The sequence below is a fragment of the Amycolatopsis sp. NPDC104819 genome (assembly GCF_055583145.1).
The window spans coordinates 786,392-811,683 of the sequence record NZ_JBVJON010000001.1 but is presented as its reverse complement, the minus strand read 5'-3'; the positions used below and the strand labels follow the sequence as shown (position 1 = coordinate 811,683).

Sequence of the window (25,292 nt, the reverse complement as noted above, 5' to 3'; positions counted from 1 at the left end):
TCAGTCCTCCTCTCCCTCGGTCAGATGTTCGCGGAACCTCTGCTCCGCGATCGGGATGCTCAGGTCGTACCAGCCTCGCCAGTTGCCGGACTTGTCCCCGGCGACCAGAAGCAGCGCTCGCCGTACCGGGTCGAAGGCAAAGAGGATCCTGATCTCGCTCGTCCCAGCGGATGCCGGTCTCAGTTCCTTCAGATTGTGCAGGCTCGACCCCTTGACCCGGTCGACCAGCGGCCGGCCGAGGCGAGGACCTTCACGAGCAAGCATGTCGATCGCCTCCTCGACCCGGTCCGCGGAAACCGGGTCCTCACGACACAGGTTCACGAACCACTGATCAACCTCGTCGTGAAGTTCGATCTCCCACTCCATTGGGCAACTATAATGTACGCCTTATAGGTCGACATCGCCAGACACAAGAAGGGCGGCTCCCCACTCGGGGGAACCGCCCTTCCTACGAACCACTCAGGCGATCACTCGCCTTCGGCTTCGCCGCCGTTCTCTTCGTGACCGGCGCCGATGCTGACCGGCGGGGCATCCGGGACCGACGAGGGCTTGCGCTCACCGCGGAAGGTGAACTTCGCCTGGTCGTCCTTGTCCTCGGGGTTGCCGCTCCAGCCTTCGACGTCGACCAGGATGATCTGGCCGGCCTCGACCTCGCCGAAGAGAATCTTCTCCGACAGCTGGTCCTCGATCTCGCGCTGGATCGTGCGGCGCAGCGGCCGCGCGCCGAGCACCGGGTCGAAGCCACGCTTGGCCAGCAGGGACTTGGCCTTCGCCGTGAGCTCCAGCTCCATGTCCTTGGCCTTGAGCTGCTTCTCCACGCGCCCGATCATCAGGTCGACCATCTGGATGATCTGGTCCTGCGTGAGCTGGTGGAACACGATGATGTCATCGATCCGGTTCAGGAACTCCGGGCGGAAATGCTTCTTCATTTCCTCGTTGACCTTTTGCTTCATCTTCTCGTACCGGTTCGTGGTGTCGTTGGCACCGGCGAAGCCGAGCGAGACGGACTTCGAGATGTCCGACGTGCCCAGGTTGGACGTGAAGATGAGGACCGTGTTCTTGAAGTCGACCGTGCGACCCTGACCGTCGGTCAGGCGGCCGTCTTCCAGCACCTGCAGGAGCGTGTTGTAGATCTCCTGGTGCGCCTTCTCGATCTCGTCGAACAGGACCACCGAGAACGGCTTGCGACGCACCTTCTCCGTCAGCTGGCCACCCTCTTCGTAGCCCACGTAGCCCGGAGGGGCACCGAAGAGCCGCGAAGCGGTGTAGCGGTCGTGGAACTCACCCATGTCGATCTGGATGAGCGCGTCGTCCTCGCCGAACAGGAACGCCGCCAGCGCCTTCGACAGCTCGGTCTTACCGACACCGGACGGGCCGGCGAAGATGAACGAGCCCGACGGGCGCTTCGGGTCCTTCAGGCCGGCACGCGTCCGGCGGATCGCCTGCGAGACGGCCTTGACCGCGTCCTCCTGGCCGATGATGCGCTTGTGGAGCTCGTCCTCCATGCGCAGCAGCCGGGTGGTCTCCTCCTCGGTCAGCTTGAACACCGGGATGCCGGTCCAGTTGGCCAGCACCTCCGCGATCTGCTCGTCGTCGACCTCGGCGACGACGTCGAGGTCGCCGTCCTTCCACTGCTTCTCCCGCTCGCCCTTCTGGCCGAGGAGGGTCTTCTCCTCGTCACGCAGGCGGGCGGCCCGCTCGAAGTCCTGCGCGTCGATCGCGGACTCCTTGTCGCGACGCACGTTCGCGATCTTCTCGTCGAACTCGCGCAGGTCCGGCGGCGCGGTCATCCGGCGGATGCGCATCCGGGCGCCGGCCTCGTCGATCAGGTCGATCGCCTTGTCCGGGAGGAACCGGTCGTTGATGTACCGGTCCGCCAGGGTCGCGGCGGCGACCAGCGCCGAGTCGGTGATCGAGACGCGGTGGTGCGCCTCGTACCGGTCGCGCAGGCCCTTGAGGATCTCGATCGTGTGCTCCAGCGACGGCTCGCCGACCTGGATCGGCTGGAACCGGCGCTCGAGGGCCGCGTCCTTCTCGATGTACTTGCGGTACTCCTCGAGGGTGGTCGCGCCGATCGTCTGCAGCTCACCGCGGGCGAGCATCGGCTTCAGGATCGAAGCCGCGTCGATCGCGCCCTCGGCGGCGCCCGCCCCGACCAGCGTGTGCAGCTCGTCGATGAACAGGATGATGTCGCCGCGGGTCTTGATCTCCTTGAGCACCTTCTTCAGGCGCTCTTCGAAGTCACCGCGGTAGCGGGAGCCGGCGACCAGGGAGCCCAGGTCCAGCGTGTAGAGCTGCTTGTCCTTGAGCGTCTCGGGCACCTCGCCCTTGACGATGCTCTGCGCGAGGCCCTCGACGACGGCGGTCTTGCCGACGCCGGGCTCGCCGATGAGCACCGGGTTGTTCTTGGTCCGGCGGGACAGGACCTGCATGACCCGCTCGATCTCCTTGCCGCGCCCGATGACCGGGTCGAGCTTGCCCTCGCGGGCGAGCACGGTCATGTTGCGGCCGAACTGGTCCAGCACCAGCGACGACGACGGGGTGCCCTCACCACGGCCGCCGGAACCGGTTTCGGTGGACTCCTTGCCCTGGTAGCCCGAGAGCAGCTGCAGCACCTGCTGACGGACCCGGTTGAGGTCCGCTCCCAGCTTGACCAGGACCTGCGCGGCGACGCCCTCGCCCTCGCGGATCAGGCCCAGCAGGATGTGCTCGGTGCCGATGTAGTTGTGGCCGAGCTGCAGCGCTTCGCGCAGCGACAGCTCCAGCACCTTCTTCGCCCGCGGCGTGAACGGGATGTGCCCGCTCGGCGCCTGCTGGCCCTGGCCGATGATCTCTTCGACCTGCTGGCGCACGCCCTCCAGGGCGATGCCCAGCGACTCCAGCGCCTTGGCGGCGACACCCTCACCCTCGTGGATCAGACCCAGGAGGATGTGCTCGGTGCCGATGTAGTTGTGGTTGAGCATCCTGGCTTCTTCTTGAGCCAGCACAACCACCCGCCTCGCGCGGTCGGTGAACCTCTCAAACATGTGCACTCCCTCGACTGCTGCGCCGGCGGCCCGTTGTCCATCGTGCTTTCACCGCGATGGATTCAGCACCGTGAGACCACTCTAGTAGCCAGGCGGTCGCGCTGGCGTACCACTACGGCTCTTCGCGGTCTTTTCCGCACCCGGACGTGGCGTCTTCCGGGTGCTCCCATCATCAGGTTGCCCTGCACCTTTACGTCAAGCCCAACGTGCGGGCGGGCACTCGGATTCCGCCATCCGCGTGCTGTCCGCTCACCGCGAACAGTCCGCAACCTGGGAGTGCCAGGGCGCACCACCACCCGATCGGCGGAACCTGTTAGGTTAGGCACGCCTAAGGAGAGTGCCGATGACACACGCGGTGGCCGACGGGCTCGCGCCGTCCCTGCGGCGGCTCGACCTGCGGCAGGACGTCTCCCCGGGGTGGACGCGGTGCTCCGACGCGCTGACCGGCCCGGGGTTCTTCGAGGAGTGGCGGACGCGCCTGGCCGGCTGGCTGCTGCGCGAGCACGACGAGGCGCCGCCCCGGACCGCCGACGCGTACCTGGTGGCCTGGTACCTGCACGTACCGGCCCGGATCGGCGCACTGCTGCTGCACCACGAGCGGCGGGTGCCCTCGCTGCGGCCCGCCGACCTGGCCTTCCGCCTGGGCGAGGCCCAGCCGTACCCGGACGGCCTGGCGGTGCTCGGCGGCGGCTTCTGGTGCCTCCAGACCGACCCGGGCTCGGCCGCCCCGGGCGCGACCGTCGTCCGCGACGAGCGGGCCCTGGCGGCGGTCCTGCGGGCCCGGTACACGGCCCACGCGGCCCGGTTCGTCGAGGTCCACGCGCCGACCAGCCGGTTCGGCCGCCGGACGCTCTGGGCCACGGCGACGGACGCGCTGGAGAGCGCACTGTGGGAAGCGGGCCGGGCCGGCGGGACGCCCGAGGCCGAGGGCGCGGGTGTCGCCGACGCGGCCCTGGTGCTGGACGCGCGCTACCCGCCGCTGACGTCGGCCTCGACGTTGCGGTTCGTGGACCGCGAGTGGACCCGGCGCCGGGAGAGCTGCTGCTTCTCGTACCTGCTCCCGGCCGAGTCCGAGTGCGACGGCTGCCCGCGCACCTGCGCCCGCTAGCTCCAGGCGGGGTCGCGCCCGGACGCGCCCAACGCCCGGTCCAGCGCCGACGCCCCCTCGGCCACCTCCACCACAGCGCCGTAGACGCCCATCGCCCGCGCCTGCTCGCCCATCAGCACCGCTGACTCGAACACCGCCGTCGCCGCCTCGTCGGCGCAGCGGAGCTCCTGGCCGCTCGCCCGGGCCAGGTCCCAGCCGTGCAGGACGAACTCGCCGAGCACCATCGACCCGACGACCGACGCCGGGAGCTGCGCGGTGCCCAGCGCCGTCGTCCCCGTCCACACTTCCGGCGCCTCGAAGACGTCGACGAGCGTCTCCGTCTGCTTCTCCAGCGTCGCGCGCCAGTCGTCCGTGACGAGGTCCGACGTCGCTTCGTCGGCGCCCGCCGCCGGCGGTTCCTCCCGGCGGCCGGCCGCGAGCAGCCACGGCCCCCAGTAAAGGAGGTGATTGAGCAGGCCGCGGACGTCGTAGCCGGCGCACGGCGTGCGGGCGGTCAGGTCGGGCACGCCGTCGGCGATGCGGAGGCACTCGGCCGCGGCGGGCCGCAAGAGCTCGGCAGTCATGGCCGTGATCCAAGCCGCGCGCCGCGGCGCCCGTATTGAACGAACGCGACAGCTACGGTGAGCGCGTGGCGCACCGGATCCCGCGCGGCATCGTGGCCGAAGCCACCGCCCGCACGATGTTCACGCTGACCAGGCGCCCGCCCGCGCCCGAGCTGGCGGACGTCGTCGAGTACCACTGGATCCTGCGCTGGGACCTGCGCGGCAAACCGCCGCACGAGCAGCGGGTGCTGCCGAACCTGGCGGTGCACGCGACGTTCTTCCCGGACGCGTCCGGCGTGCACGGCCCGTCCCACGAGGTCTTTTCCCACCACTTGACCGGGCAGGTGCAGGGCCTGGGTGTGCGATTCCGGCCCGGCTGCTTCCGCGCGTTCCTCGACGGCCCGGTGCGTGACATAACCGACCGGGCTGTCCCGCTTGCGGACGTTTTCGGGCCGAAGGCGATCGAGACCGCGGAATCGGTGCGCACGGCGGCGGGCGACGCGCAAATGGCCGATGCCGTCGACAACTTGCTGATCGCAAATCCCGGGCCGCTCACTCCGGGCGCACGGCAGGCCGCGGCGGCCGTGGAATCAATCGCGGCGGATCCGGGAATTACCCGGGTGGCGCAACTGTGCGCGGATACTGGACTAACCACCCGGTCCCTGCAGCGGCTGTTCGCCGAACACGTCGGCTGCCCACCCAAGTGGGCGATCCGGATATACCGGCTGAACGACGCCGCGCAGCGGATCGCCACCGAAGGAGACGGGGATTACGCCGGACTGGCGGCTCGACTGGGCTATAGCGACCAGTCGCACTTCATCCGCGATTTCCGGACCGTGACCGGACAGTCGCCGGGCGAGTACGCCCGGACGGCCCGGACCGACGGCGAACCGCAACCGGACAACGATCGGACATGAACAAAGCCGCCGGGCGAATTCGCCCGGCGGCCCTCGCTGGAAACCCCGCGTCGAGGAGTTCGCCCCGCCACCGGCGCCGCGGGTAGCCGCTGGTCAGGGACCCGCGAATACCGCGCCGGAGCAGCAGGCGAAGAATCCTCAGTTCTTCTTGTGGTAGGCCTCGACGACCTCGGAGGGGATGCGGCCCCGGTCCGAAACCGCGTAACCGTTCTTGCGCGCCCACGCCCGAATGGCCTGGTTCTGCTCGCGGTCCACCGCGGCGGGCCGCGACGGTCCCTTACCCGCGACCGGACGCACCGAAGCGCGCTTGCGGCCACCCGCGCGACGGGCGTGCTCGACATACTGGGCCAGCGCGTCCCGCAGCTCCTCCGCGTTATCCGAGGAGAGATCGATCTGATAGCTGACTCCGTCCAAACCGAACTCGACGGTCTCTTCCGCCTCACTGCCGTCCAGGTCGTCGACCAGCGAGACGAGCACCTTCTGTGCCATCTGTTTCCTCCTGCGGGGACTTGCTCAATGATCTGGTTACGGGGCGAGCCCCGGGACAGAAGTCTTTGTCTAGAACATTAGTACCCGCTTCGGGAGGACAGCGCAAATCTCATTGCGGTATACGACACTGCCGGGTTATTCGGGACGCACCAGCGGGAAGAGGATCGTCTCCCGGATACCGAGACCGGTGAGCGCCATCAGCAGCCGGTCGATCCCCATTCCGACACCACCGCTCGGTGGCATTCCGTACTCGAGGGCGCGGAGGAAATCCTCGTCGAGCCGCATGGCTTCGCTATCCCCCTGCGCGGCGAGCCGGGACTGTTCGGTGAGCCGTTCCCGTTCGACGACCGGATCGACCAGCTCGGAGTATCCGGTGGCGAGTTCGAATCCGCGCACGTAGAGGTCCCACTTCTCGGCCACGCCGGGCCGCGAGCGGTGCTGCCGCGTCAATGGCGACGTCTCCAGCGGAAAATCACGGACAAACGTCGGGGCGTGCAGGTGATCTCCGACGAGGTGTTCCCACAGTTCCTCGACCAGCTTGCCGTGCGTCAGCTTCGGATCCACTTCCAGGCCCCTGGCCTGCGCGAATCCGTGCAGTTTGGCGTCGGGGGTCTCCGGGGTCACCTCTTCGCCGAGGGAATCGGACAACGACTCGTACATTCCGAGTGTGGTCCATTCGCCGGAGAGGTCGTACTCCGAACCGTCGGACAGGGTGACGACCTGCGTGTCCAGCACCGCCTGCGCGGCCTCCTGGATCAGCTCGCGCGTCATCACCGCATTCGTGTCGTACGTGGCGTAGGCCTCGTAGTACTCGAGCATCGCGAACTCCGGCGAGTGCGAAGAGTCGCTGCCCTCGTTGCGGAAGTTGCGGTTGATCTCGAAGACCTTCTCGATGCCGCCGACGACGCAGCGCTTGAGGTAGAGCTCCGGCGCGATCCGCAGGAACAGCTCCAGGTCGAACGCGTTCGAGTGCGTGACGAACGGGCGGGCCGCGGCGCCGCCGTGCAGCGTCTGCAGCATCGGCGTCTCGACCTCGGTGAACCCGCGGCGGTGGAACGACTCCCGCAGCGACCGGACCACGCCGGCGCGCGTGCGCACGACGTCCCGCGCCTTCGGGCGCAGGATGAGGTCGACGTAGCGCTGCCGGATCCGCGTCTCTTCGGCGAGGTCCTTGTAGGCGTTCGGCAGCGGGCGCAGTGCCTTCGACGTGATGCGCCAGGCGTCGGCCATCACGGACAGCTCGCCACGCTTCGAGGTGATGACCTCACCCTGCACGAACACGTGGTCACCGAGGTCGACGTCGGACTTCCACGCCGCCAGCGCGTCCTCGCCGACCTTCGCCAGGCTGATCATCGCCTGCAGCTCGGTGCCGTCACCCTCCCGGAGGCTGGCGAAGCACAGCTTGCCCGTGTTCCGGAGGAACATCACGCGGCCGGTGACACCCACGACGTCGCCGGTCGCGGTGTCGACGGGCAGCCCTTCGTGCGCCGTCCGCACCTCGGCGAGCGAGTGCGTGCGCGGCACCTCGACCGGGTAGGGATCGATGCCCTCGGCGAGGATCCGGTCGCGCTTCTCCCGGCGCACCCGCATCTGCTCGGGCAGTTCGTCTTCGGCGGGCTCGCTGGTGGGAGGGGGCTTTTCGGTCATGGCCCATAGGGTACGAACCCGGTCGCGCGCTACGCCAACCGGATTACCTTTCCTTTCCGTCGATTAACCTCGGCGGGGTGAGCGACCTTCGCGCCCAACGGGCTTCTTCCTTCGGCAGCCGAGCCACCGCATACGCCGAGCACCGGCCCGGCTACCCGCGGGAGGCGATCGAATGGGGCCTTTCCGGCGCCACCGGAACCCCGCGCCGGGTGCTCGACCTCGGCGCCGGAACCGGCAAGCTCACCCTCGGCCTGACCGGGCTCGGCCTCGACGTCACCGCGGTCGAACCCGACGTGGAAATGCGCGCCGAACTCGGCCGGCGCGTCCCGGCGGCGACGTCGCTGGCGGGCCAGGCGGAACGGATCCCGTTGCCCGACGGCGACGTCGACGCGGTATTCGTCGGCCAGGCGTTCCATTGGTTCGACGTGCCCGCGGCGATGACGGAGATCGCGCGGGTGCTGCGGCCGGGCGGCGTGCTCGTCCCGATGTGGAACTACGAAGACGATTCGGTGCCGTGGGTGGCGAAGTTCACCGAACTGGGCCGCGACGGCGCCCGCAAGCCGGCGTCGACCGACGATTTACGCCAAGTGGAGCACACGGCCTTCGAGCCGTTCGAAAGCGACCGGTTTCGCCATCGGCAACGCCGGACGGCGGAGAGCCTCGTCGAAACCATCGCGACGTATTCCCTCGTGATCGTGTCGTCGCCCGAGGAGTCTTCCGCGTTGCTGACCCGGCTGCGCGAGTTCCTCGCGGCGAATCCGGAGACCGCGAACGGCGAGTTCGACCTGCCATTGATCACGTGGGCCCTGCGCGCGCGACGCCGTTGACATTTTTTGTCATGGCGGCGTGCTGGCTTCGGAAGCGGTATCCCCCGGATGCTCCGGACGAGCGTCCTGGCTCATCCTCGACCTGTCCGAAATCCTTCTGGGCGGCCGCGCTCCTGCTCAGCATGGTCGCCCTCGGCGACCCGGCGACGACGCTGCGGATCGCCTGCCTGGCGCTGATCGTCGCGGGCGTCGTCGGGCTGAAACTGCTGCATTGACCTCCACCAATATGGAGGTTTCATACTGGCCGGATGGCGAAGAAACCTTGGGGGCGGGCACTGATCTCGCTGGTGTCACTGGTGACGGCGGCGGGTCCGTACCGCGCCGACTGGAACGAGACCCACGTGAAGAACCCCGCGTGGCCTCCGCACGCGAAGTTCCACAACGGCCAGACGATGAGCCTCGGGCTGGGCCTGGGGATCACCAGCCTCTGGCAGCTGTGGCGCGCACCCACCCGCGCCGGCCTCGACGCGGGGGCGGCGCTGGCGTCGCTGTACTGGGTGACGCAGATCTCGGCGCTGGCTTATCCGGGGTCGAAGGCGGTGGATCCGCCGGGGGAGGAGAAGTTTCCGCAGGCGAAGGTGGCTTTCCCGGCGTTGGCGCTGACTGCGGTGGGGTACGTGTTGGAGCGACGCCGGCTGTCCCGCGGCTGACCGTGGTGAGCGGGCAGCCCCGCGTCAGGCCCGGATGTTGCGCTCGTACACCAGCCGCAACCCGAGCAACGTCAAATCCGGCACGTGATCCGTGATCGTCTCCGACTCCTCGATCACCAGCGGGGCCAACCCGCCCGTGGCCAGCACCGCCACCGGTTCCGTCCCACCCGGGGCCAGCTCGCGGACGATCCGCCGGACCAGCCCGTCCACCTGGCCCGCGAACCCGTACAGAATCCCCGACTGCAGGCACTCCACGGTGTTCTTCCCGATCACCGACCGCGGCGGCACCAGCTCGACCTTCCGCAACGCCGCCGCGCGCAACGCCAGCGCGTCCACCGAGATCTCGATGCCCGGTGCAAAAGCCCCGCCCAGGAACTCGCCCCGGGCGGAAATCGCGTCCACGTTCGTCGAGGTGCCGAAGTCGACCACCACACACGCCGTGTCGTGGAGGTGGTGCGCGGCCAGCGTGTTCACCAGCCGGTCCGCGCCCACCTCCTTCGGGTTGTCCACCAGCAGGGCCACGCCCGTGCGGACCCCCGGCTCCACCACGATCTTCGGCACGCCGTCGTAGTACCGCGCGAGCATCACCCGCAGCTCGCGCAACACCGCCGGGACCGTCGACAACGCGCTGATGCCCGTGACGGAGTCCGCGTGCGGGCCCAGCAGGCCGCGCACCATCAACGCCAGCTCGTCGGCCGTCATGCGCGCGTCCGTGCGCATGCGCCAGTCGCCGACGAGCGTGCTGCCGGAGTACAGCCCCAGCACGATGTTCGTGTTGCCGACGTCGACGGTGAGCAGCAAGCCGGTCAGCTTTCCGCGTGCAGCAGCGCGTCGAGGCGGCGCGCGTCCGCCGTCTCCGCGACCGGGAACACCGCCGTCTCCTCCTCCGGCGGCAGCGTCACCGTGCCGGACAGCAGCCCGGAGCCCTCCGGCGCGTGGCCGGGGTCGGTGTGCCGGTGGACGATCCGGTTGTCCGCGTCGACGAACACCACGCGCGGCTCGTACGTCGCGGCCTCGGCGTCCTCCATCTGGCCGTACGAGATGAGGATGACCAGGTCACCCGGGTGCACCAGGTGCGCCGCGGCGCCGTTGATGCCGAGGACCCCGCTGCCGCGTTCGCCCTTGATGACGTAGGTCTCCAGCCGGGCGCCGTTGGTGACGTCCACAATGGACACCTGCTCGCCGGGCAGCAGGTCCGCGGCCTCCATCAGGTCCTCGTCGACGGTCACCGAGCCGACGTAGTGCAGGTCGGCCTGGGTGACGGTGACGCGGTGGATCTTCGATTTGAGCATGGTGCGAAACATCGTGGACTCCTATTCCCCTGCGTCCAGCCGCTCCGGGTGCTCGACGGCGGCGCCGAGCAACACCGGGACGTTGTCGATCAGCCGGGTACTCCCCACCCGGGCCGCGATCAACAGTCGTGCCTCACCGTCGACGGGCGCGGGCCCGAGGTCGGTTCCCCTCAACTCCAGATAATCCACCTCGACCGCGGGCCGCGCGGCGAGGGTCTTCCAGGCGGTCTCCAGGACCGCGCCGGCCCCGTCCCGGCCGACGAACGCCCCCGCGGTCAGGGCGGCCGACAGGACGATGGCGTCTTCGCGCTGCTCAGGCGTCAGGTAGACGTTGCGCGACGACAGCGCCAGCCCGTCGCGCTCCCGCACGGTCGGGACGCCGATGACGTGCGTGTCGATGTTCAGGTCCCGCACCATCCGCTTGATCAGGACCAGCTGCTGGTAGTCCTTCTCACCGAAGAGCGCGTAGTCCGGGCGAAGCAGGTTGAACAGCTTCGCGACGACGGTGAGCACGCCGGCGAAGTGACCGGGCCGGACAGCGCCCTCCAGCTCGTCGCCGAGCGGGCCGGGGTGCACGGTCACGACGGCGCCTTCGCCGTAGAGCGCATCGGCGCTGGGCGTGAACGCGATTTCGACGCCGTCCTCGCCCAGCACGGCCAGGTCGGCCTCCAGCGGCCGCGGGTACGCCTCGAAGTCCTCACCCTCGCCGAACTGCAGCGGGTTGACGAAGATCGAGGTCGCCACGACGTTGTTCGGCAGCCGCTTCGCGCGGCGGATCAGCTCGCGGTGCCCGGCGTGCAGCGCGCCCATGGTCGGCACGAGCGCGAGCTTGCGGCCGACGCCGTGCAGGGCCTTGCTGACCTGGCTCATCTGCTCGGGGGCCGCGAACGTGTTCAGCGTGCCGCGACGGAATTTCGGTGTGGTCACTGGTCTGGGTGCCCTTCGGCGGGATCGTCGAGGAAGTCGTTGAGTTCTTTGGCGGCCGCGGTGTCCAGCAGCCCGGCCGCCGAAGAACGCGCGACCGTGCGCTTGGCCAGCGCCCGGTAGGCCGGCGCCACGTCCGGCGCCCGGTCCGCGAGCACCTCGAGGTGCTTGCGGACGGTGCCGACGTCGCCACGCGCGACCGGACCGGTGAGCGCGCGGTCGCCGTGCCGGAGCACATTATCCAACGCGGCCGAAAGCAGTGGTGCGACCAGGCGTTCGGATTGCCCGATTCCGGCTTCACGCAAGACTTCCGCGCAGTCCGCGACCAGCGTCATCAGGTGGTTCGCGCCGTGGGTCAACGCAGCGTGGTAGAGCGCTCGCGCGGAGTCGGGGATGCGCACCGGCTCGGCGCCCATCTCGACGGCGAGCGCCTCGCCGACGTTCCAGGCCGCTTCGTCGTCCGCCGTCGCCGTGACGCCGATGCTGCACGCCGCCAGCCGCTCGAGGTCCTCCTCGCGGCCGGTGAACGTCATCACCGGGTGCAGCGCGAGCGGCAGCGCCCCGGCCTCGGCCGCGGGCGCGAGGACGTCGATGCCCTGCGCCCCGGACGTGTGCACGACGATCTGGCCCGGCCGCAGCGACTCCGTGGCGACGAGCCCGCGGACCATGCCGGCGAGCGCGTCGTCGGGGAGGGCGAGCAGCACCAGGTCCGCCCGCCGGACGGTCTCGTCGGGCGGCAGCAGGGGCACTTCGGGCAGCAGCCGTTCGGCCCTGGCCAGGGAAGCGGCGGACAGGCCGGACGCGGCGACCACCGTGTGTCCCGCCCGGGCCAGCGCGGCGCCGAGCACGCTCCCCACCCGGCCGGCGGACACCACCCCGACCGCCAGGCGAGCGGGCCTCATCATGGCGTGCGCCTGTGGACGCTCATGGTTGGCAGACTCCCTCTGCTCTCGTTCCAGTCCCGCTCCGGGTACCGGACGACGGCGCGAGACTAACTCGATTAAGCGCGAACCGTTGAACCCGGGTGACCAGCTTCACCCGGACCGGGTCACCCGCGAGCGGCCTCTTCGGCGAGGCGCGTCGCCTCCGCCCGGGCGGACTTCAACGTGCGCAGCAGCTCCTGCTGGCGCTGCCGGTCGGTGTCGGTGGTGAGCTCACGCCGGTCCAGGAACGCGAGCTCCGTGACGCTGGCCTGGTAGAGCGCGACGGCCTTCGCGGCCTGCTTGCCGGACTGGCGCTTCGCCTGGCGGCGCCACGCGCGGCGCCCGGGCAGGCTGGCCAGCAGGTCGACCTCCGACGGCGCGATCCAGCGCGCCGCGGCCATGTGCGGCAGCGCGGTGGCGATGATCCGCTGCTCCCGCCGTCGCTGTAGGACGACCAGGTAGACCACCCCGAGGAACAGCGGCAGCATGATCAGGAAGTAGACCGTCAGGAACTTCGACCCGCCGAGCAGCGCGGCGCTGTTCCACAGCGCGTGCAGGCAGACCGCGGCCAGGTAACCGGCGATCGGCGCCAGGACCTTCAACACCTTCGTCGACGTCCGCGCGGCGATGCCGATCCCGATGCCGGTGAGCACCGCGAACAGCGGGTGCGTGAACGGCGCGAGCACACCACGCAGGAAGAACGCCGTGATGACACCCTGGCTGTGCCCGTCGCCGAAGCCGTAGTCGTTGAAGGCGCGGCCGAAGTAGTAGATGTTCTCGGTGAACGCGAAGCCGGCGGCGCTGAACCCGGCGTAGACGACGCCGTCCACGACCCCGTCGAACTCGTTCGACCGGCGCCACAGGATGAGCACGACGAACAGCGCCTTCGCGGCCTCTTCGAAGATCGGGGCGGACACCAGCGCGGCGAGCGTGTTGCCGCTGCCGGTGCCCAGCAGCTCGTCACCGACGGCTTCGGCGGTCGTGTTGATGAGCAACGCGGTGATCGTCGCGATGCAGGCGCCCCACGCGAACGCGAGCAGCAGGAACTTCGCCGGCTCGGGCTCCCAGCGGTCGACCCAGAGGAAGCCGGCCACCACCGCGGCGACCGGCACCAGCGCGGCCAGCACCCCGATCGCGACGGCGAGCGGGCCGACCCGCGCCGTCACGAGCCCGAACAGGAACAGGCCGCACAGGGCCACCACGATCAGCCCGAGCACCGGCAGCAGCACGGTGATCCGGCGAGGCCGCCGTCCGCGATCCAGTCCCGTCGCGGGCGAGAGGGTTCCGCTCACAGCCGGTCACCCTACGCAGACCGGACACGAACCGGAACGCCACCTGGCACACAGCGCCCCGATGTGTCGCGCGGAGACCTCAGTCCTCCGCGCGACGGCGGCGGCGGGGCGTCGAGCCCGTGCCGCCGTTCGCGGCCAGCAGCTCGCTCACCGACCGGCCGGCCGTGTGCGATCCGCTGCCCGGAGCGGCTTCGGGCGTCCGGTGGCCGTTGCGGGCGTGCCCGTTGCTGTGGCCGTTCTGGCCGTGGCCGTTGTGCCCGTTGCCGTTCTGCGGCACGTCCGCCGGGTCGACCGGGGTCATGTTGCGCCGCGACATCGACGCGCGCTCGGAGACCATGCCTTCCCACGCCGGCGGTTCGCCGTCCGGACGACGGCGACGGCCGCCACCCGAGGGCTCCGGGGCGGGCACGGCGGGCATCTGCTGCGACTCGTCCGGCTTCCGGCGACGGCCGCCGGAACCGCCCTGGAAGTTGCGCACCGACTCCGGGAGCGTCGGGTTCGCCACCGGCGCTTCGGCCTGGGCGGCGGCCTCGGCGGGGGCGCGGTGCGAACCACCGTGCCGGGACGCCGAGGGCGGCGGCTGCTGCTCGCCGAGGATCGGCGACATGTCGGCCCGCGAGAACTGCTCCAGCCGCGACGGACGCCGGCCGTCGGCGGCCGGGACCGGCGTGGTCGGCGGCACGACCGGCGGCAGGTCGGTGCGCGACGGCTGCTGCTGCCGCGACGGGCCGTTGCTCGGCACCGGCGTGGTCGGCGGGACGATCGGCAGATCGCTGCGCGAGGCCGTGGCGTCCCGCGGCATCGGCGGCTTGGCCGGCTTCGGCTCGGGCGGCTTCGGCCGGTTCGGCCGCTGCCGCTCGGCGAAGTCGTCACGGTTCTGGAAGGCCGCGCTCAGGTCGGTCACCGGCCGCAGGTCCGACCGGGACATCTCGGACGGCTTCGCGGGCGGCACGGTCGGCCGTCCCGGCGCGGGCCGCGGCGGCTCGGGAGCCTTGCGGGGCGGCGCGCCGTTCGGCTGGCCGCCGACGCGGGGCAGATCCGGCCGGGACATCTCGACGCGCGGAATGTCCGGGCGTGACATCTCCACCCGCGGAATCGCGGGCATCGACCGCTCGACCCGCGGAATGTCCGGCCGGGACATCTCGACGCGCGGGATGTCCGGGCGCGACATCTCCACCCGCGGAATGGCCGGCATCGACCGTTCCACACGCGGGATGTCCGACCGCGAGACTTCGGCGGGCCGCACGGGCGGCCGCGCGGGGTCGACGCGGGGAAGGTCGGGGCGCGACATCTCGGCGGGCCGCATCGCCGGCCGGGACAGCTCGGCGCGACGGGCGGGCGGCGGCTCGGGACGGCGGATCTCCGTCTTCGGCTCCGGGCGCCGGATCTCGGTCTTGGGCTCGGGCCGCGGCACCTGGCGCGTCGGCTCGGCGGCGGCGTCGGGACGGCGCTCGGGCTGCTGGGCGACCTCGTCCTGCTTCGGCAACCGCATCGGCTGCGACTCGGCCTGGCGGCGGGCCGCCTCGGCCCGCAGCTCGGCGGCCTTCAGCTCGCGCTGCGCGGCGTTCAGCGCCGGGTCGACCGACGGCACCGGCGGACGGCGTTCGCTCAGCGGCTTCGGCCGGGCGATCTGCTGGGTGCTCTGCGCGTTGACGTTCGCCGGGGCCTTCGGGGCCGGCTTCCCGCCGAAGCCCTTGCCCTTGCCGAGGCCCTTGCCGTTCGCGGGCTTGCCGTTCGACGCCTTGCGGCGGCGCTCGTCCAGCACGCGGTCGATCAGCTCGGTCGGCCGCTCGCCCTCGGCCGGCTTCTTCCCGGCCATCAGCTGGGCCGGCTTCTTCTTCGGGGCGTTGTCGGGGATCAGGCGGTTCTCGTCGGAGACCTTGCGCATCCGGGTCGCCTGCGCGGTCAGCGCGACGCGTTCGAGCAGCACCTCGCCGCCGAACAGCGACTGCAGGCTGTCCCGCAGCGCGGACACCTCGGCGCGCAGCGCCTCCAGCTCCTCGCGGCTGCGGGAGTCGGCCGTGGTGCGGTTCTCGGCCTCCACCTCCAGCTCGTATTCGCGCCGGGCCGCGATCTCGCGTTCCAGCTCCAACTCGTACACAGCCTGCGCCTCGGCGACCGCGTCCTCGCTCTGTGCCGCGTGCTTGCGGTACTTCACGGCGAGGAACGCGCCGATCAGGGCAGCCCAGAGGGCGGCGACGATCGCAAGCCGGAGGTACCGGAGATCGTCGCTGAGCACCAGTGCGAGGGTGGCTCCGATGGCGAGGACAAATCCGACGACTAGCCACGGCCTGCCCAGAAGGCGGCCGCGCGAGTCGTCACCCACGCCGGTCATGCCTGACACCGTACCTGCTCGTAATCCGAACGAGACCTACTCGGTCCAGCGAGCGGTGGGAATCGAGCGCTAACCGGTCGTCCCGCGGGTGCGCTCACGATCTTGGTCGCGCGGGGTGCGGCAGCAGTGTTCGAGCCACAAACCGGCCGCGACCAGCAGTGCGGCGGAGACGACGCCGACCACCGCGGCCCGGGTGTCGAGCACCGCGGCGACGAGTTCGTCACGTCGGGGAAAAAGATAGGCGAGCGCCGCGAGCCAGGCGCCGCCCATGAACGCTCCGGCGAGTGACGAAGCCTTCGCGAGGGCCACCGATCGGGCGATCCCGATGGCGGCAACCACCCGGCCGTTCTTGATCCGCGACCGGATGGAGAACGCGAGCACGGCTTCGATGACGGCCAGCACGGCGAAGGTGACCCCGGCGAGCAGGGGCAGCTGCGGCAGGGAGCCGTAGGCCACCTGGAAGAGCAGGTACCCGAGGACCAGGCCGAGCAGCCCGGCCACCACCAGGTCTCGGGGCCGGGTGAAGTGCATGGTCCAACCGTACCGAGCTGCGCCACCCGGGGCTCCGCCCCGGGCCGGGGGGCTTCGCCACCCGGACCCCGGCGAATACCCTTGACTCTCCCCCGACTGGAGAGTTCAAGATGCGTCTAGTGGGCACCACCGCGACCTTCACCATCGGCGAGCTGGCCCGGCGGACCGGCCTGCCGGTCAAGACCATCCGCTTCTACTCGGACGAGGGCCTGCTGCCCCCGACCGAGCGGACCGACGCCGGCTACCGCCTCTACGACGCGGCGGCAATGGCTCGGCTGGAGCTGGTTCGCACCCTGCGCGAGCTGGGCCTGGGCCTCGCCGACGTCTCGGCCGCGCTGACCCGCTCGTCGACGGTCGGCGAGCTGGCGACCCGGCACGTCGAGGCGCTCGACGAGCAGATCCGGCGCCTCCGGCTGCGCCGGGCGGTGCTGCGCGCGGTGGCCAAACGGGATTCCGAACTGGAGGAAGTGAAACTGATGAACCGTCTCGCGTCGATGTCCGACGAGGAGCGCAAGCGGCTGGTCGACGAGTTCTGGGACGAGATGGTCGCCGGGCTCGACATCGACCAGGACTTCTACCGCCGCATGCGCGCCGGGAAGCCGGAGCTGCCGGACGACCCGTCGCCCGAGCAGCTCGAGGCGTGGATCGAGTTCGCCGAGCTCGTCCAGGACCCGGAGTTCCGCGCCCTGATCCGCACGATGAGCGAAACCCAGGCCCAGCAGATCGAGGACGGCGAGTTCCAGCAGCCGGCGGAGGCCTGGCAGCAGAACTGGCCCGGCTGGGTGTCCCGCGCCGAAGCGGCCGTGGCGGCCGGAGACTCCCCGACGTCGGAGGCGGGGCAAACGCTTGCGGCCGAGATCGCGGCCGCGACGGCCCGGCCGGACCAGGCCCCGGCGTCGGCGGAGTTCCGGACGGAGATGGCCGACCGCTTCGCCACCAGCGGCGACGCCCGCGCCGAGCGCTACTGGCAGCTGCTGGCGATCATCAACGACTGGCCGCCGGTGCCGACGGCCCAGCCGGCGGTCCGGTTCATGATCGACGCCCTGCGCGGCTGACCGCACCGGGGACGCACCTCGGCGACCGGTCCGGCGAAGTCCGTAACGGACACCCCCGGTTCACCGATCATTCACGTTTCAGCGCAGCTCGAGGTCCGTCCGACGGACCGTCGCGATCTCCTCCGCCGGCCGGGCCGCGAGCAGCTCGGCGATCGGCCCGTTCCCCGGCAGGACCGCGTCCGGCTCGATCTCCACCCACGGCACCAGCACACTCGCGCGGTCCGGCGTGCCCGGGTGCGGGAGGAGCAGCTCCGGGTCGGCGGACGTCACACCGTCGACCGTGACGACGTCGACATCCAGGGTGCGCGGGCCCCACCGCTGCTCGCGGACGCGGCCGGCCGCCTGCTCCGCGGCCTGGCCCGTGCGCAGCCACGCCCAGTGGTCGCGGGCCGGGTCGTCGACGACGCAGAGCGCGTTCAGGAAGTCCGGCTGGTCCTCGACGCCCCACGCCTTCGTCTCGTACACGCTCGACACCACGACCAGCGCCGGCCGGACGGCGTCGAGCGCCAGCTTCAGGAACCCGAGCCGGTCACCGAGGTTCGAGCCCAGCGAAAGGACGGCCCGGCTCATCGCTCGCGCCGGACCGTGACGGCCACGTCGTCGAAGGTCAGCGGGATCGGGGCCGACGGCTTGTGCACCGTCACCTCCACCGCGCCGAGCCGGTTGTCACGCAGCACCGCGTCGGCGATCTTGCCCGCGACGCTCTCGATGAGGTCGTACGGCTCACCCGCGACGATCCCCGCCGCCAGCTCGGCCAGCTCGCCGTAGTGCAGCGTCTGCTTCAGGTCGTCGGTCGCGGCGGCCGGACCGAGGTCCAGCCACACCGTGATGTCGACGACGAACTCCTGGCCGTCGCGCTTCTCGTGCTCGAACACCCCGTGGTGGCCGAACACGCGCAGGCCGGTCAGCGTGATCCGGTCAGACATCCGGCGAACCCTTCCACCACGCGGCGGCCACCGTGACCGCGTCCAGCGACGCCCCGACCTCGTGCACCCGCACGCCCCACGCGCCGGCGGCCGCGGCGAGCGCGGAGATCGCCGCGGTCGCGTCCTCACGGCCGTCCGGCGAACGCGGCGTACCGTCCTTTTCGGACAACAGCCGGCCGAGAAACCGCTTGCGCGAGGCGCCGACGAGCACCGGGAAACCCAGGGAGAGCAGCGAGTCCAGGCCCCGCAGCAACGCCCAGTCGTGCTCGGCGTTCTTGGCGAAGCCGAGCCCGGGATCCAGCACGATGGCGCTTTCCGCCACCCCGCCCGCGAGCGCTTCGTCCACTCTGGACAGCAGCTCCGACCGGACATCGGCGACGACGTCTTCGTACTCGGCGAGGGCCTGCATGGTGCTGCTGTGCCCCCGCCAGTGCATCAGCACCCACGGCACACCGGTATCGGCGGCGACCCGGACCATGTCCGGATCGGCCAGCCCACCCGAGACGTCGTTGATGACCCTCGCCCCGGCTTCGAGCGCCGCGGCGGCAACGGAGGCACGCGTGGTGTCGACCGACAGCTGGATGCCCTCACCGGCGAGCGTGCGGATCACCGGGATGACCCGCTGAAGCTCGGTCTCGGCATCCACCCGCTCCGCACCGGGCCGGGTGGACTCACCCCCGACGTCGATCAGGTCGGCACCGCGCGCCCACATCTCCCGGGCGTGCTCCAGCGCCTGGTCGAGCCCGAGGTACCGGCCACCGTCCGAAAAGGAATCCGGCGTCACGTTCAGCACGCCCATCACGACACACCGCCCGGGAGCGGGAAGCCCCACACTCACCGGCGTGCCTTGATCAGATCCAGCGCCTCCGCCCGCGACGACGGCGAGTTCTTCAGCTGCCCGCGGACGGCGGAGGTGGTGGTGCGAGCGCCGGGCTTGCGAATGCCCCGCATGGCCATGCAGAGGTGTTCGGCTTCGATCACGACGATGACGCCGCGGGGTTCGAGCTTCCGCACGAGAGCGTCGGCCACCTGGGAGGTGAGGCGCTCTTGGACCTGGGGGCGCTTGGCGTAGAGGTCGACCAGGCGGGCGAGCTTCGAGAGGCCGGTGACCTTGCCGGCGGCGTTGGGGATGTACCCGACATGAGCAACACCATGAAATGGCACTAAATGGTGTTCACAGTTATGCGTCAAATGCCCGGAAATCAAAAAAGTCGGATGCGGATCACATTTGAAGCTGTAAACAGTATAGGGCTTCGCGCCGGTCGCTGTCACGGGAGTCACCGACTCGACCTGCACGTACTCCGACTCGATGAGGTCGGTCGCGTAGTCGTCCTGCGGGAATCCGTGTTTCCGGAACCAGCTGTCGGCGACGTAGAGCCGGGACGCGATACCGCCGGTGTTCGCGGTGAATCGGGCGCCGATCACGGTGGCCAGATCCTCGAGGAACGGCGTGTTCGCGCTCGCGATGATCCTTCCCGCAGAGCTCTTGTTGCGGTGCCCGTCGCCGTCGACATAACCGTCGAGGAAGCCGTTGAAGGTCGACAAGTCGTTGAGGACCACCATCGGGAACCGCTGACGCTGGTGGTGGGCGTCGCCGCCGACGTACTGGCGCATCAGGTCGGCGAGGAACGAAGACACGACCCGCACCCGGAATCCGGGAAGGTCGCGCCCCAGGTAGCCCGACGGGCGCGAAATCGGCTCGACCTTCGCGTTGATCCCGAAGGCGCGGTGCAGGGACTCGGCGAACTTCTTCGCGTAGTCCCGGTCGTTGACAACGAGAGACACATAGCGGTCGGCGACCGTTCCGTCGGCGCAGACCGTGCCGACGACGTAGCCGAAGTCGTACCCGAGCGTTGGCCGCCAGCGGTCCCGGCTGAGCTTCCGCGCGTGGGTCCATTCGATGAACGTGCCCTCGACGTCCTTGGCTTCCTTCCAGCCTTCGGGCGTCGCCAGCGGATGGTCGGGGGTGACCTGGAACTTGCCGGCCGCGGTCTTCACCTCGACCAGCTCACGCGTCTGGTGCGAGCTGATCTCGGTGACCTCGGTCTCCTCGACGTTGCCGCCGACGAGCGTCCAGAGCTTGTCGCCCACCTGGACCTCGGCCGCCTGCTTGCGGCCGCCGACCGTGTTCACCGTCTGCTTGCTCGGCACGCACTGGCTGTACATCGGGATGTCCGTGACGAGCACCAGCTCTTCGTGGGACTCGTCGAAGGTGCGGTCCAGCACCGAGTCCGGCTCGGTGTACAGCCCGGCGAACATCTCGCGGTACGCCCGGGCGACCCGGGCGGGAGTGTCCTTGAGACCATCCCGCTCCGGGTCTTCGCCGCACGCCAAAAGGAGCTCGCGGATCGCCTTCTCCGCCCGGTCCTGGTCGAAGACCGGGCGGTCGGCGTCACTGGGACTTGTCGGGTCCGTCCGGGTCACGCCGCTCCCCCTCGCTCTGCTGGTTGCCCGCTTGATCGGCGAACCAGCCGTGCTCGCGAGGACGTTCGTCGCCACCGGGCCGCCACGACTGGCCCGGCTGACCGCCCGGCGAGGTCGCGGGCGTCCAGCCCGGAGGGGCGCCGTAGTTCGGCGGGCCGCTCTGGCCCGCCGGGCCGCCCGGCTGGCCGCCGTAGGTCTGCGGCCAGTGCGCCGAGCCGTTGGGGCCACCGTTCGGGCCGCCGTAGGGACGGCCGCCGTTCGGGTAGGCGCCCGGGGCCGGCGGGGCGTACGGGTTGGCGTTCGGGTCCGCCGGGGTCGGGTACGGCGGCCCGCCGGGCAGGTCGCCCGCGCCCTGGGCCGTGCCGACCGGGGTCGGCTCCGGCTTGAGGACCGGCTTCTCCTTCTCCGGCGGCGGCCACGGCTCGCCGCGCTCCATCGCCAGCTCGCCCGGGGTCTTGATCGGCGGCTTGTCCGACGGCGTCCGCTCACCGAACTCGTTGAACACGGTGATGTGCGGGCGCTTCTCGACCGTCGCGAAGATCCGCTCCAGGTCCTTGCGGGTCAGCGTCTCCTTCTCCAGGAGCTCGATGACCAGCTCGTCGAGCACGTCGCGGTAGGTGTTGAGCACGTGCCACGCCTCGGTGTGCGCGGTCTCGATGAGCTTGCGCACCTCCTCGTCGATCTCGTGCGCCACCTCGAGCGAGTAGTCCGCCTGACGGCCGGCCGAGCGGCCGAGGAACGGGTCACCCTGCTCCTGGCCGTACTTGACCGCGCCGAGCCGGGCGCTCATGCCGTACTCGGTGACCATCGCGCGGGCGATCTTCGTCGCCTGCTCGATGTCGGCCGACGCGCCGGTGGTGGGCTCGTGGAAGACGAGCTCCTCCGCCGTGCGGCCACCCATCGCGAAGACCAGCCGCCCGATCATCTCGGAGCGGGTCATCAGGTCCTTGTCGTCCTCGGGGACGAGCAGGGCGTGCCCGCCGGTGCGCCCGCGCGGCAGGATCGTCAGCTTGTAGACCGGTTCGATGTCCGGCATCGCCCACGCGGCGAGCGCGTGCCCGCCCTCGTGGTAGGCCGTGATCTTCTTCTCCTTCTCGGAGATGATCCGGCTCTTGCGCGCCGGCCCGCCGACCACGCGGTCGACCGACTCCTCCAGCGCGGCGTCGTTGATCACGTGCCCGTTCTGGCGGGCGGTGAGCAGCGCGGCCTCGTTGAGCACGTTCGCCAGGTCGGCGCCGGACATGCCGACGGTGCGCTTGGCCAGGCTCGTGAGGTCGGTGCCCTGGGCGATCGGCTTGCCCTTGGCGTGCACCTCGAGGATCGCCTTGCGGCCGCGCAGGTCGGGCGCGGACACCGGGATCTGCCGGTCGAACCGGCCCGGGCGCAGCAGCGCCGGGTCGAGGATGTCCGGCCGGTTGGTGGCCGCGATCAGGATGATCCCGCCGCGGGCGTCGAAGCCGTCCATCTCGACGAGCAGCTGGTTCAGCGTCTGCTCGCGCTCGTCGTGCCCGCCGCCGAGGCCGGCGCCGCGCTGGCGGCCGACCGCGTCGATCTCGTCGACGAAGATGATGCACGGCGCGTTCTGCTTGGCCTGTTCGAACAGGTCACGCACTCGCGACGCGCCGACACCGACGAACATCTCGACGAAGTCCGAGCCGGAGATCGTGTAGAACGGCACGCCCGCTTCGCCGGCGACGGCTCGCGCGAGCAGCGTTTTACCGGTGCCGGGCGGCCCGTAGAGCAGGACGCCCTTCGGGATCTTCGCGCCGAGCGCCTGATATCGCGCCGGGTTCTGGAGGAAATCCTTGATCTCGTACAGCTCTTCGACGGCCTCGTCGGCGCCCGCGACGTCCCCGAAGGTCGTCTTGGGCATGTCCTTGTTCAGCTGCTTGGCCTTGGACTTGCCGAAGTTGAGGACGCGGTTGCCGCCGCCTTGGGCGTTGTTCATCATCCACATCAGCAGGCCCAGCACGAGGGCGAGCGGGATGGCGAAGATGAGGATCTGCGTCAGCACGCCCTGCTGGGTGACCTTGGTGGTGAACTTGACCCCGGCGTCACCGTTCTTCGCGGCCAGCAGCTTGTCGTAGATCTCAAGCGACGCGTTGGCCGGGTACTGCGCGATGATCTGGGTGGTCTGCTGCCCGTCGACGTCGATCGGCTTCGAGAGGAGCAGCTTGACCTGCTGTTCCTTGTCCTCGAGGCTCGCTTCCTTGACGTTGTTCGTGGTGATCTGGGAGTTCGCCACCGAGATGGGTGCCTGGGTGTACCCACGATCACTGTCGAAGATCGTGTTGTACGCGAACAACGCCAGCAACCCCGCGACGATCCACAGCAGTGGGTTCCTGAGCACGCTCTTCCGGTTCATACGACTCGGCCCTGGTGGCCTCGACCCTCCCTGGTTGGGCGGCTCCTGTGATACCCGCCATCACGATCTTGACAACCCGCGGTGCCTGGACACCCGTCCCACCAGGGTACCGTCCGCTGCCGCGTTCATCCCCTGTGAGCCTCTCGCAGGTCAACGGGCGATACCGCGTCCGGGTTCCCGTTCGGCCTGCACCCTCGTCACGCTATCGCGTGCCGTCCGACACACTGTTCACCATCTCGCCCAGCCGGGTCCGCAGTGTCTTCGGGTCGGCCGGCGCCACGGTGACCCACTCCCGGCCGTCCGTACCTGCGCGGGAGACGCTCAGGTACCGCCCGGTCGCGGTGTCGAACCAGGCCAGGACCCGGGACCGTTGTTTGGCCCCGACCTGCGAACGGCTGTTCGCCGCCAGCTGACCGCCCCGCATCCGCGGCTGCCCGGCGATCCGCCCGTACGCCTCGCGCGGGTCGGCCGTGGTCCGTTCGCTCAACGGCGTCCGGCGCGCCTTGCCCCGCTCCTCGCCCGCGTTCGCCGGGAGCGATACCGGGATGCGGATCGGCGCGGTGCGCAGGGCGTCGTCCAGCGGGAGTGTGACCGACGCCTCGCTGCCGCGCGGGCCGGCGGGCAGCACCCCGACGACGGCGGAGACCAGGCCGTCCCGCGGGACGTCCCGCAGCCAGATGCCGTCGGCGTCCTGGACCGCGAGCACCCCCTGGGTCTCGTCGGCGGCCGCGAGCACGCCGATCGTCGGCGCTTCGAACTGCGGGATGTGCAGCGCGTCGATGGTCAGCGGGGCGAAGGCCAGCAGGTGGAGGGCGTCTTCGATCGGCGGCGCGAGCCGGCCGCGCGGGTCGCGGACGCCCCGGGCCTTCAGCTCGGCGTCGGTGCGGTGGCGCAGCGAGACTCGCTCGTCCTCGGTCGCGCCGTGCGACCGGACCAGCAGCGGGTACGGCAGCTCCCCGACCTGCGCCGACTCCCAGAGGAAGTCGAACGCCAGTGGCGAGAAGAACTCTTGCATCACTACTCTCCCGGATCGGATTCTTGCTCAGCGTAGCCCGCACCACCGACAAAAAGTGATCGTCGGACTGGGCACGCTCGGAGAAGCCGGGCCTGATCTTGGCAGAGAGCGTGAACGGCCGCGTCGTCAGACCGTGCTGGTGGTCGCCGCTCCGGCGAGCATCTCACCGAGCCGGTGGCGCAACGTCGCCGCGTCGGCCGGGGCGATCGTGATCCAGTCGCGGCCGTCGCGGCCCTGGGTCGCCTGGGTGAAGTAGCGGCCCGACTCCGTGTCGAACCAGCTCAGCACCGGGGTGCGGGTGCGGCCGCCCATCCGGGACCGCGCGTTCGCCGCGATCTGGCCGCCGCGCAGGCGGGGCTGGGCGTGCAGCCGGGCCAGTGCCTTGCGGTCGTCGTCCGCGCCGGCACGTTCCTCGCCGTTGCTGCGGCGCTGCAGGAAGTCGACGCCGTGCGAGCCGACCAGCTGCTCCAGCGGCACGGTGATCGACTTCTCGCTGCCGCGCGGGGCGCCCGGCAACAAGGACACGATCGCGCTCGCCAGGCCGTCCGCCGGGCACGGCTGCAGGTGCAGGCCGCGGGTGTCCTGGACGGCCAGCAGCCCCTGGCCGCCCAGCACACCGGCCACCGCGAGCAGCGGTTCGGCGTCCGGGGCGATCAGCTGGATCGCGTCCAGGCTCAGCTCGGGCGTCGCCAATACCCCGAAGTAGTCCTCGACGTGCGGTTCCGGGCGGCCGCGGCCGTCGGCGAGCCCGCGCGCGGCGAGCCCCTCCAACGTGCGACGGCGCAGCAGCGACCGCTCGTCGGCGGTTTCCCCGTGCGACCGGACGCGCAGCGGGTACGGCAGCTCGCCCAGTCCGGCGGACTCCCACAGGAAGTCGACCTCGGCCGGGGTGAGCAGCTCAGCGTTCGGCATCGAGCCACCCCCAGGAGAAACCGGGCCGGGGGGGGGGGGGGGGGGGGCGGACCCGCGAGAGACAAAGAGTTTTTTTTTTCCCTTGCCCCACC

Annotated in this window: 24 protein-coding genes and 2 pseudogenes; 6 read left to right on the top strand and 20 right to left on the bottom strand. The window is 70.5% G+C overall.

What is annotated here, in order from left to right; all coding sequences use genetic code 11:
- Together ACZ63E_RS04105 and ACZ63E_RS04100 are read right to left on the bottom strand one after the other, a co-directional pair.
- Positions 1-366, bottom strand: coding sequence for a type II toxin-antitoxin system RelE/ParE family toxin (locus ACZ63E_RS04105; RefSeq protein WP_465334115.1), 366 nt, complete (start codon positions 364-366; stop codon positions 1-3).
- 101 nt (positions 367-467) lie between these two features.
- The gene (locus ACZ63E_RS04100) at positions 468-3,026 is read right to left on the bottom strand and encodes an ATP-dependent Clp protease ATP-binding subunit (RefSeq protein ID WP_465301341.1); all 2,559 of its coding nucleotides are present in this window, start codon (positions 3,024-3,026) and stop codon (positions 468-470) included.
- Between the two features lie 343 nt (positions 3,027-3,369).
- On the opposite strand from ACZ63E_RS04100, the gene ACZ63E_RS04095 reads away from it, so the two are divergent.
- Positions 3,370-4,134, top strand: coding sequence for a (2Fe-2S)-binding protein (locus tag ACZ63E_RS04095; protein WP_465334114.1), 765 nt, complete (start codon positions 3,370-3,372; stop codon positions 4,132-4,134).
- Here the strand turns inward: ACZ63E_RS04095 and ACZ63E_RS04090 are convergent.
- Entirely contained in the window at positions 4,131-4,697 is a 567-nt protein-coding gene (locus ACZ63E_RS04090) for a TIGR03086 family metal-binding protein (RefSeq protein ID WP_465334112.1), read from the bottom strand. The two genes, ACZ63E_RS04095 and ACZ63E_RS04090, sit on opposite strands and share 4 nt — an antisense overlap.
- Before the next feature lie 35 nt (positions 4,698-4,732).
- Here ACZ63E_RS04090 and ACZ63E_RS04085 point away from each other — a divergent pair, with 35 nt between their 5' ends.
- Positions 4,733-5,593, top strand: a complete 861-nt coding sequence (locus ACZ63E_RS04085) for a DUF6597 domain-containing transcriptional factor (protein ID WP_465334110.1) — start codon at positions 4,733-4,735, stop codon at positions 5,591-5,593.
- Between the two features lie 138 nt (positions 5,594-5,731).
- On the opposite strand, the gene ACZ63E_RS04080 is transcribed toward ACZ63E_RS04085, so the two are convergent.
- On the bottom strand, positions 5,732-6,082 hold the full coding sequence (locus tag ACZ63E_RS04080) for a histone-like nucleoid-structuring protein Lsr2 (protein WP_465301335.1): 351 nt from the start codon (positions 6,080-6,082) through the stop codon (positions 5,732-5,734).
- Between the two features lie 135 nt (positions 6,083-6,217).
- Positions 6,218-7,729 (bottom strand): lysine--tRNA ligase, encoded by a 1,512-nt coding sequence (gene lysS, locus ACZ63E_RS04075; protein WP_465334109.1) that lies wholly within the window; start codon positions 7,727-7,729, stop codon positions 6,218-6,220.
- Between the two features lie 77 nt (positions 7,730-7,806).
- Between lysS and ACZ63E_RS04070 the strand changes: the two genes are divergently transcribed.
- The 3 genes from ACZ63E_RS04070 to ACZ63E_RS04060 are packed head-to-tail and all read left to right on the top strand — an operon-like array spanning position 7,807 to position 9,206.
- Positions 7,807-8,556, top strand: a complete 750-nt coding sequence (locus tag ACZ63E_RS04070; protein ID WP_465334108.1) for a class I SAM-dependent methyltransferase — start codon at positions 7,807-7,809, stop codon at positions 8,554-8,556.
- Positions 8,529-8,771 carry a DMT family transporter gene (locus tag ACZ63E_RS04065; protein WP_465334106.1) on the top strand — a complete coding sequence of 81 codons (243 nt, stop codon included), beginning with the start codon at positions 8,529-8,531 and terminating at the stop codon, positions 8,769-8,771. Before ACZ63E_RS04070 ends, ACZ63E_RS04065 begins: the two co-directional genes overlap by 28 nt.
- A 33-nt stretch (positions 8,772-8,804) precedes the next feature.
- Positions 8,805-9,206, top strand: coding sequence for a DUF6640 family protein (locus ACZ63E_RS04060; protein WP_465334105.1), 402 nt, complete (start codon positions 8,805-8,807; stop codon positions 9,204-9,206).
- Between the two features lie 24 nt (positions 9,207-9,230).
- Here ACZ63E_RS04060 and ACZ63E_RS04055 read toward each other — a convergent pair whose 3' ends face one another.
- From ACZ63E_RS04055 to ACZ63E_RS04025, 7 genes are all read right to left on the bottom strand, one after another.
- Complete coding sequence (locus ACZ63E_RS04055) at positions 9,231-10,007, bottom strand: type III pantothenate kinase (protein ID WP_465334104.1); 777 nt, start codon at positions 10,005-10,007, stop codon at positions 9,231-9,233.
- 5 nt (positions 10,008-10,012) lie between these two features.
- On the bottom strand, positions 10,013-10,510 hold the full coding sequence (panD, locus tag ACZ63E_RS04050) for an aspartate 1-decarboxylase (RefSeq protein WP_465334102.1): 498 nt from the start codon (positions 10,508-10,510) through the stop codon (positions 10,013-10,015).
- A gap of 9 nt (positions 10,511-10,519) precedes the next feature.
- On the bottom strand, positions 10,520-11,425 hold the full coding sequence (gene panC / locus ACZ63E_RS04045; protein WP_465334101.1) for a pantoate--beta-alanine ligase: 906 nt from the start codon (positions 11,423-11,425) through the stop codon (positions 10,520-10,522).
- A complete protein-coding gene (locus ACZ63E_RS04040; protein ID WP_465334371.1) occupies positions 11,422-12,381 on the bottom strand; it encodes a Rossmann-like and DUF2520 domain-containing protein in 960 nt (319 codons plus the stop codon). Before ACZ63E_RS04040 ends, panC begins: the two co-directional genes overlap by 4 nt.
- An 89-nt stretch (positions 12,382-12,470) precedes the next feature.
- Positions 12,471-13,574, bottom strand: coding sequence for a PrsW family intramembrane metalloprotease (locus ACZ63E_RS04035; protein ID WP_465334370.1), 1,104 nt, complete (start codon positions 13,572-13,574; stop codon positions 12,471-12,473).
- Positions 13,575-13,716: 142 nt separating this feature from the next.
- Entirely contained in the window at positions 13,717-15,972 is a 2,256-nt protein-coding gene (locus ACZ63E_RS04030) for a DUF6779 domain-containing protein (protein WP_465334099.1), read from the bottom strand.
- A gap of 69 nt (positions 15,973-16,041) precedes the next feature.
- Complete coding sequence (locus tag ACZ63E_RS04025) at positions 16,042-16,503, bottom strand: DUF3180 domain-containing protein (protein ID WP_465301319.1); 462 nt, start codon at positions 16,501-16,503, stop codon at positions 16,042-16,044.
- A 119-nt stretch (positions 16,504-16,622) separates the two neighbouring features.
- On the opposite strand from ACZ63E_RS04025, the gene ACZ63E_RS04020 reads away from it, so the two are divergent.
- Positions 16,623-17,558: a helix-turn-helix domain-containing protein gene (locus ACZ63E_RS04020; protein WP_465334098.1), complete on the top strand. Its 936-nt coding sequence runs from the start codon at positions 16,623-16,625 to the stop codon at positions 17,556-17,558.
- A 78-nt stretch (positions 17,559-17,636) separates the two neighbouring features.
- Here ACZ63E_RS04020 and folK read toward each other — a convergent pair whose 3' ends face one another.
- The 8 genes and pseudogenes from folK to ACZ63E_RS03980 all read right to left on the bottom strand — a co-directional run bounded on the left by folK (position 17,637) and on the right by ACZ63E_RS03980 (position 25,200).
- Positions 17,637-18,128 (bottom strand): 2-amino-4-hydroxy-6-hydroxymethyldihydropteridine diphosphokinase, encoded by a 492-nt coding sequence (gene folK / locus ACZ63E_RS04015; protein ID WP_465334097.1) that lies wholly within the window; start codon positions 18,126-18,128, stop codon positions 17,637-17,639.
- Positions 18,125-18,484 (bottom strand): dihydroneopterin aldolase, encoded by a 360-nt coding sequence (folB, locus tag ACZ63E_RS04010; RefSeq protein ID WP_465334096.1) that lies wholly within the window; start codon positions 18,482-18,484, stop codon positions 18,125-18,127. The genes folK and folB overlap by 4 nt, the downstream gene beginning before the upstream one ends.
- Entirely contained in the window at positions 18,477-19,283 is an 807-nt protein-coding gene (folP, locus tag ACZ63E_RS04005) for a dihydropteroate synthase (RefSeq protein WP_465334094.1), read from the bottom strand. Before folP ends, folB begins: the two co-directional genes overlap by 8 nt.
- Positions 19,284-19,318: 35 nt before the next feature.
- Positions 19,319-19,663, bottom strand: a pseudogene (gene folE / locus ACZ63E_RS04000) (GTP cyclohydrolase I); the annotation flags it as partial.
- Positions 19,664-20,635: 972 nt separating this feature from the next.
- Positions 20,636-20,908 (bottom strand): annotated as a pseudogene (locus ACZ63E_RS03995) (GTP cyclohydrolase I); the annotation flags it as partial.
- On the bottom strand, positions 20,877-23,273 hold the full coding sequence (gene ftsH / locus ACZ63E_RS03990; protein ID WP_465334092.1) for an ATP-dependent zinc metalloprotease FtsH: 2,397 nt from the start codon (positions 23,271-23,273) through the stop codon (positions 20,877-20,879). The gene ftsH and the pseudogene ACZ63E_RS03995, both read right to left, overlap by 32 nt.
- A gap of 202 nt (positions 23,274-23,475) precedes the next feature.
- Positions 23,476-24,291, bottom strand: a complete 816-nt coding sequence (locus ACZ63E_RS03985; RefSeq protein WP_465334090.1) for an ESX secretion-associated protein EspG — start codon at positions 24,289-24,291, stop codon at positions 23,476-23,478.
- A gap of 123 nt (positions 24,292-24,414) precedes the next feature.
- Positions 24,415-25,200, bottom strand: a complete 786-nt coding sequence (locus tag ACZ63E_RS03980) for an ESX secretion-associated protein EspG (protein ID WP_465334089.1) — start codon at positions 25,198-25,200, stop codon at positions 24,415-24,417.
- Positions 25,201-25,292 lie beyond the last annotated feature (92 nt).

Bases quoted from the DNA above. Each gene is read 5' to 3' on its own strand.
- ACZ63E_RS04030 (WP_465334099.1), bottom strand. From the start codon at position 15,972: ATGACCGGCGTGGGTGACGACTCGCGCGGCCGCCTTCTGGGCAGGCCG.
- panD (WP_465334102.1), bottom strand. From the start codon at position 10,510: ATGTTTCGCACCATGCTCAAATCGAAGATCCACCGCGTCACCGTCACC.
- ACZ63E_RS04100 (WP_465301341.1), bottom strand. From the start codon at position 3,026: ATGTTTGAGAGGTTCACCGACCGCGCGAGGCGGGTGGTTGTGCTGGCT.
- folK (WP_465334097.1), bottom strand. From the start codon at position 18,128: ATGAGCCGGGCCGTCCTTTCGCTGGGCTCGAACCTCGGTGACCGGCTC.
- ACZ63E_RS04090 (WP_465334112.1), bottom strand. From the start codon at position 4,697: ATGACTGCCGAGCTCTTGCGGCCCGCCGCGGCCGAGTGCCTCCGCATC.
- ACZ63E_RS04095 (WP_465334114.1), top strand. From the start codon at position 3,370: ATGACACACGCGGTGGCCGACGGGCTCGCGCCGTCCCTGCGGCGGCTC.
- ACZ63E_RS03980 (WP_465334089.1), bottom strand. From the start codon at position 25,200: ATGCCGAACGCTGAGCTGCTCACCCCGGCCGAGGTCGACTTCCTGTGG.
- folB (WP_465334096.1), bottom strand. From the start codon at position 18,484: ATGTCTGACCGGATCACGCTGACCGGCCTGCGCGTGTTCGGCCACCAC.
- folP (WP_465334094.1), bottom strand. From the start codon at position 19,283: ATGGGCGTGCTGAACGTGACGCCGGATTCCTTTTCGGACGGTGGCCGG.
- lysS (WP_465334109.1), bottom strand. From the start codon at position 7,729: ATGACCGAAAAGCCCCCTCCCACCAGCGAGCCCGCCGAAGACGAACTG.
- ACZ63E_RS04060 (WP_465334105.1), top strand. From the start codon at position 8,805: ATGGCGAAGAAACCTTGGGGGCGGGCACTGATCTCGCTGGTGTCACTG.
- ACZ63E_RS04105 (WP_465334115.1), bottom strand. From the start codon at position 366: ATGGAGTGGGAGATCGAACTTCACGACGAGGTTGATCAGTGGTTCGTG.
- ftsH (WP_465334092.1), bottom strand. From the start codon at position 23,273: ATGAACCGGAAGAGCGTGCTCAGGAACCCACTGCTGTGGATCGTCGCG.
- ACZ63E_RS04025 (WP_465301319.1), bottom strand. From the start codon at position 16,503: ATGCACTTCACCCGGCCCCGAGACCTGGTGGTGGCCGGGCTGCTCGGC.
- ACZ63E_RS04080 (WP_465301335.1), bottom strand. From the start codon at position 6,082: ATGGCACAGAAGGTGCTCGTCTCGCTGGTCGACGACCTGGACGGCAGT.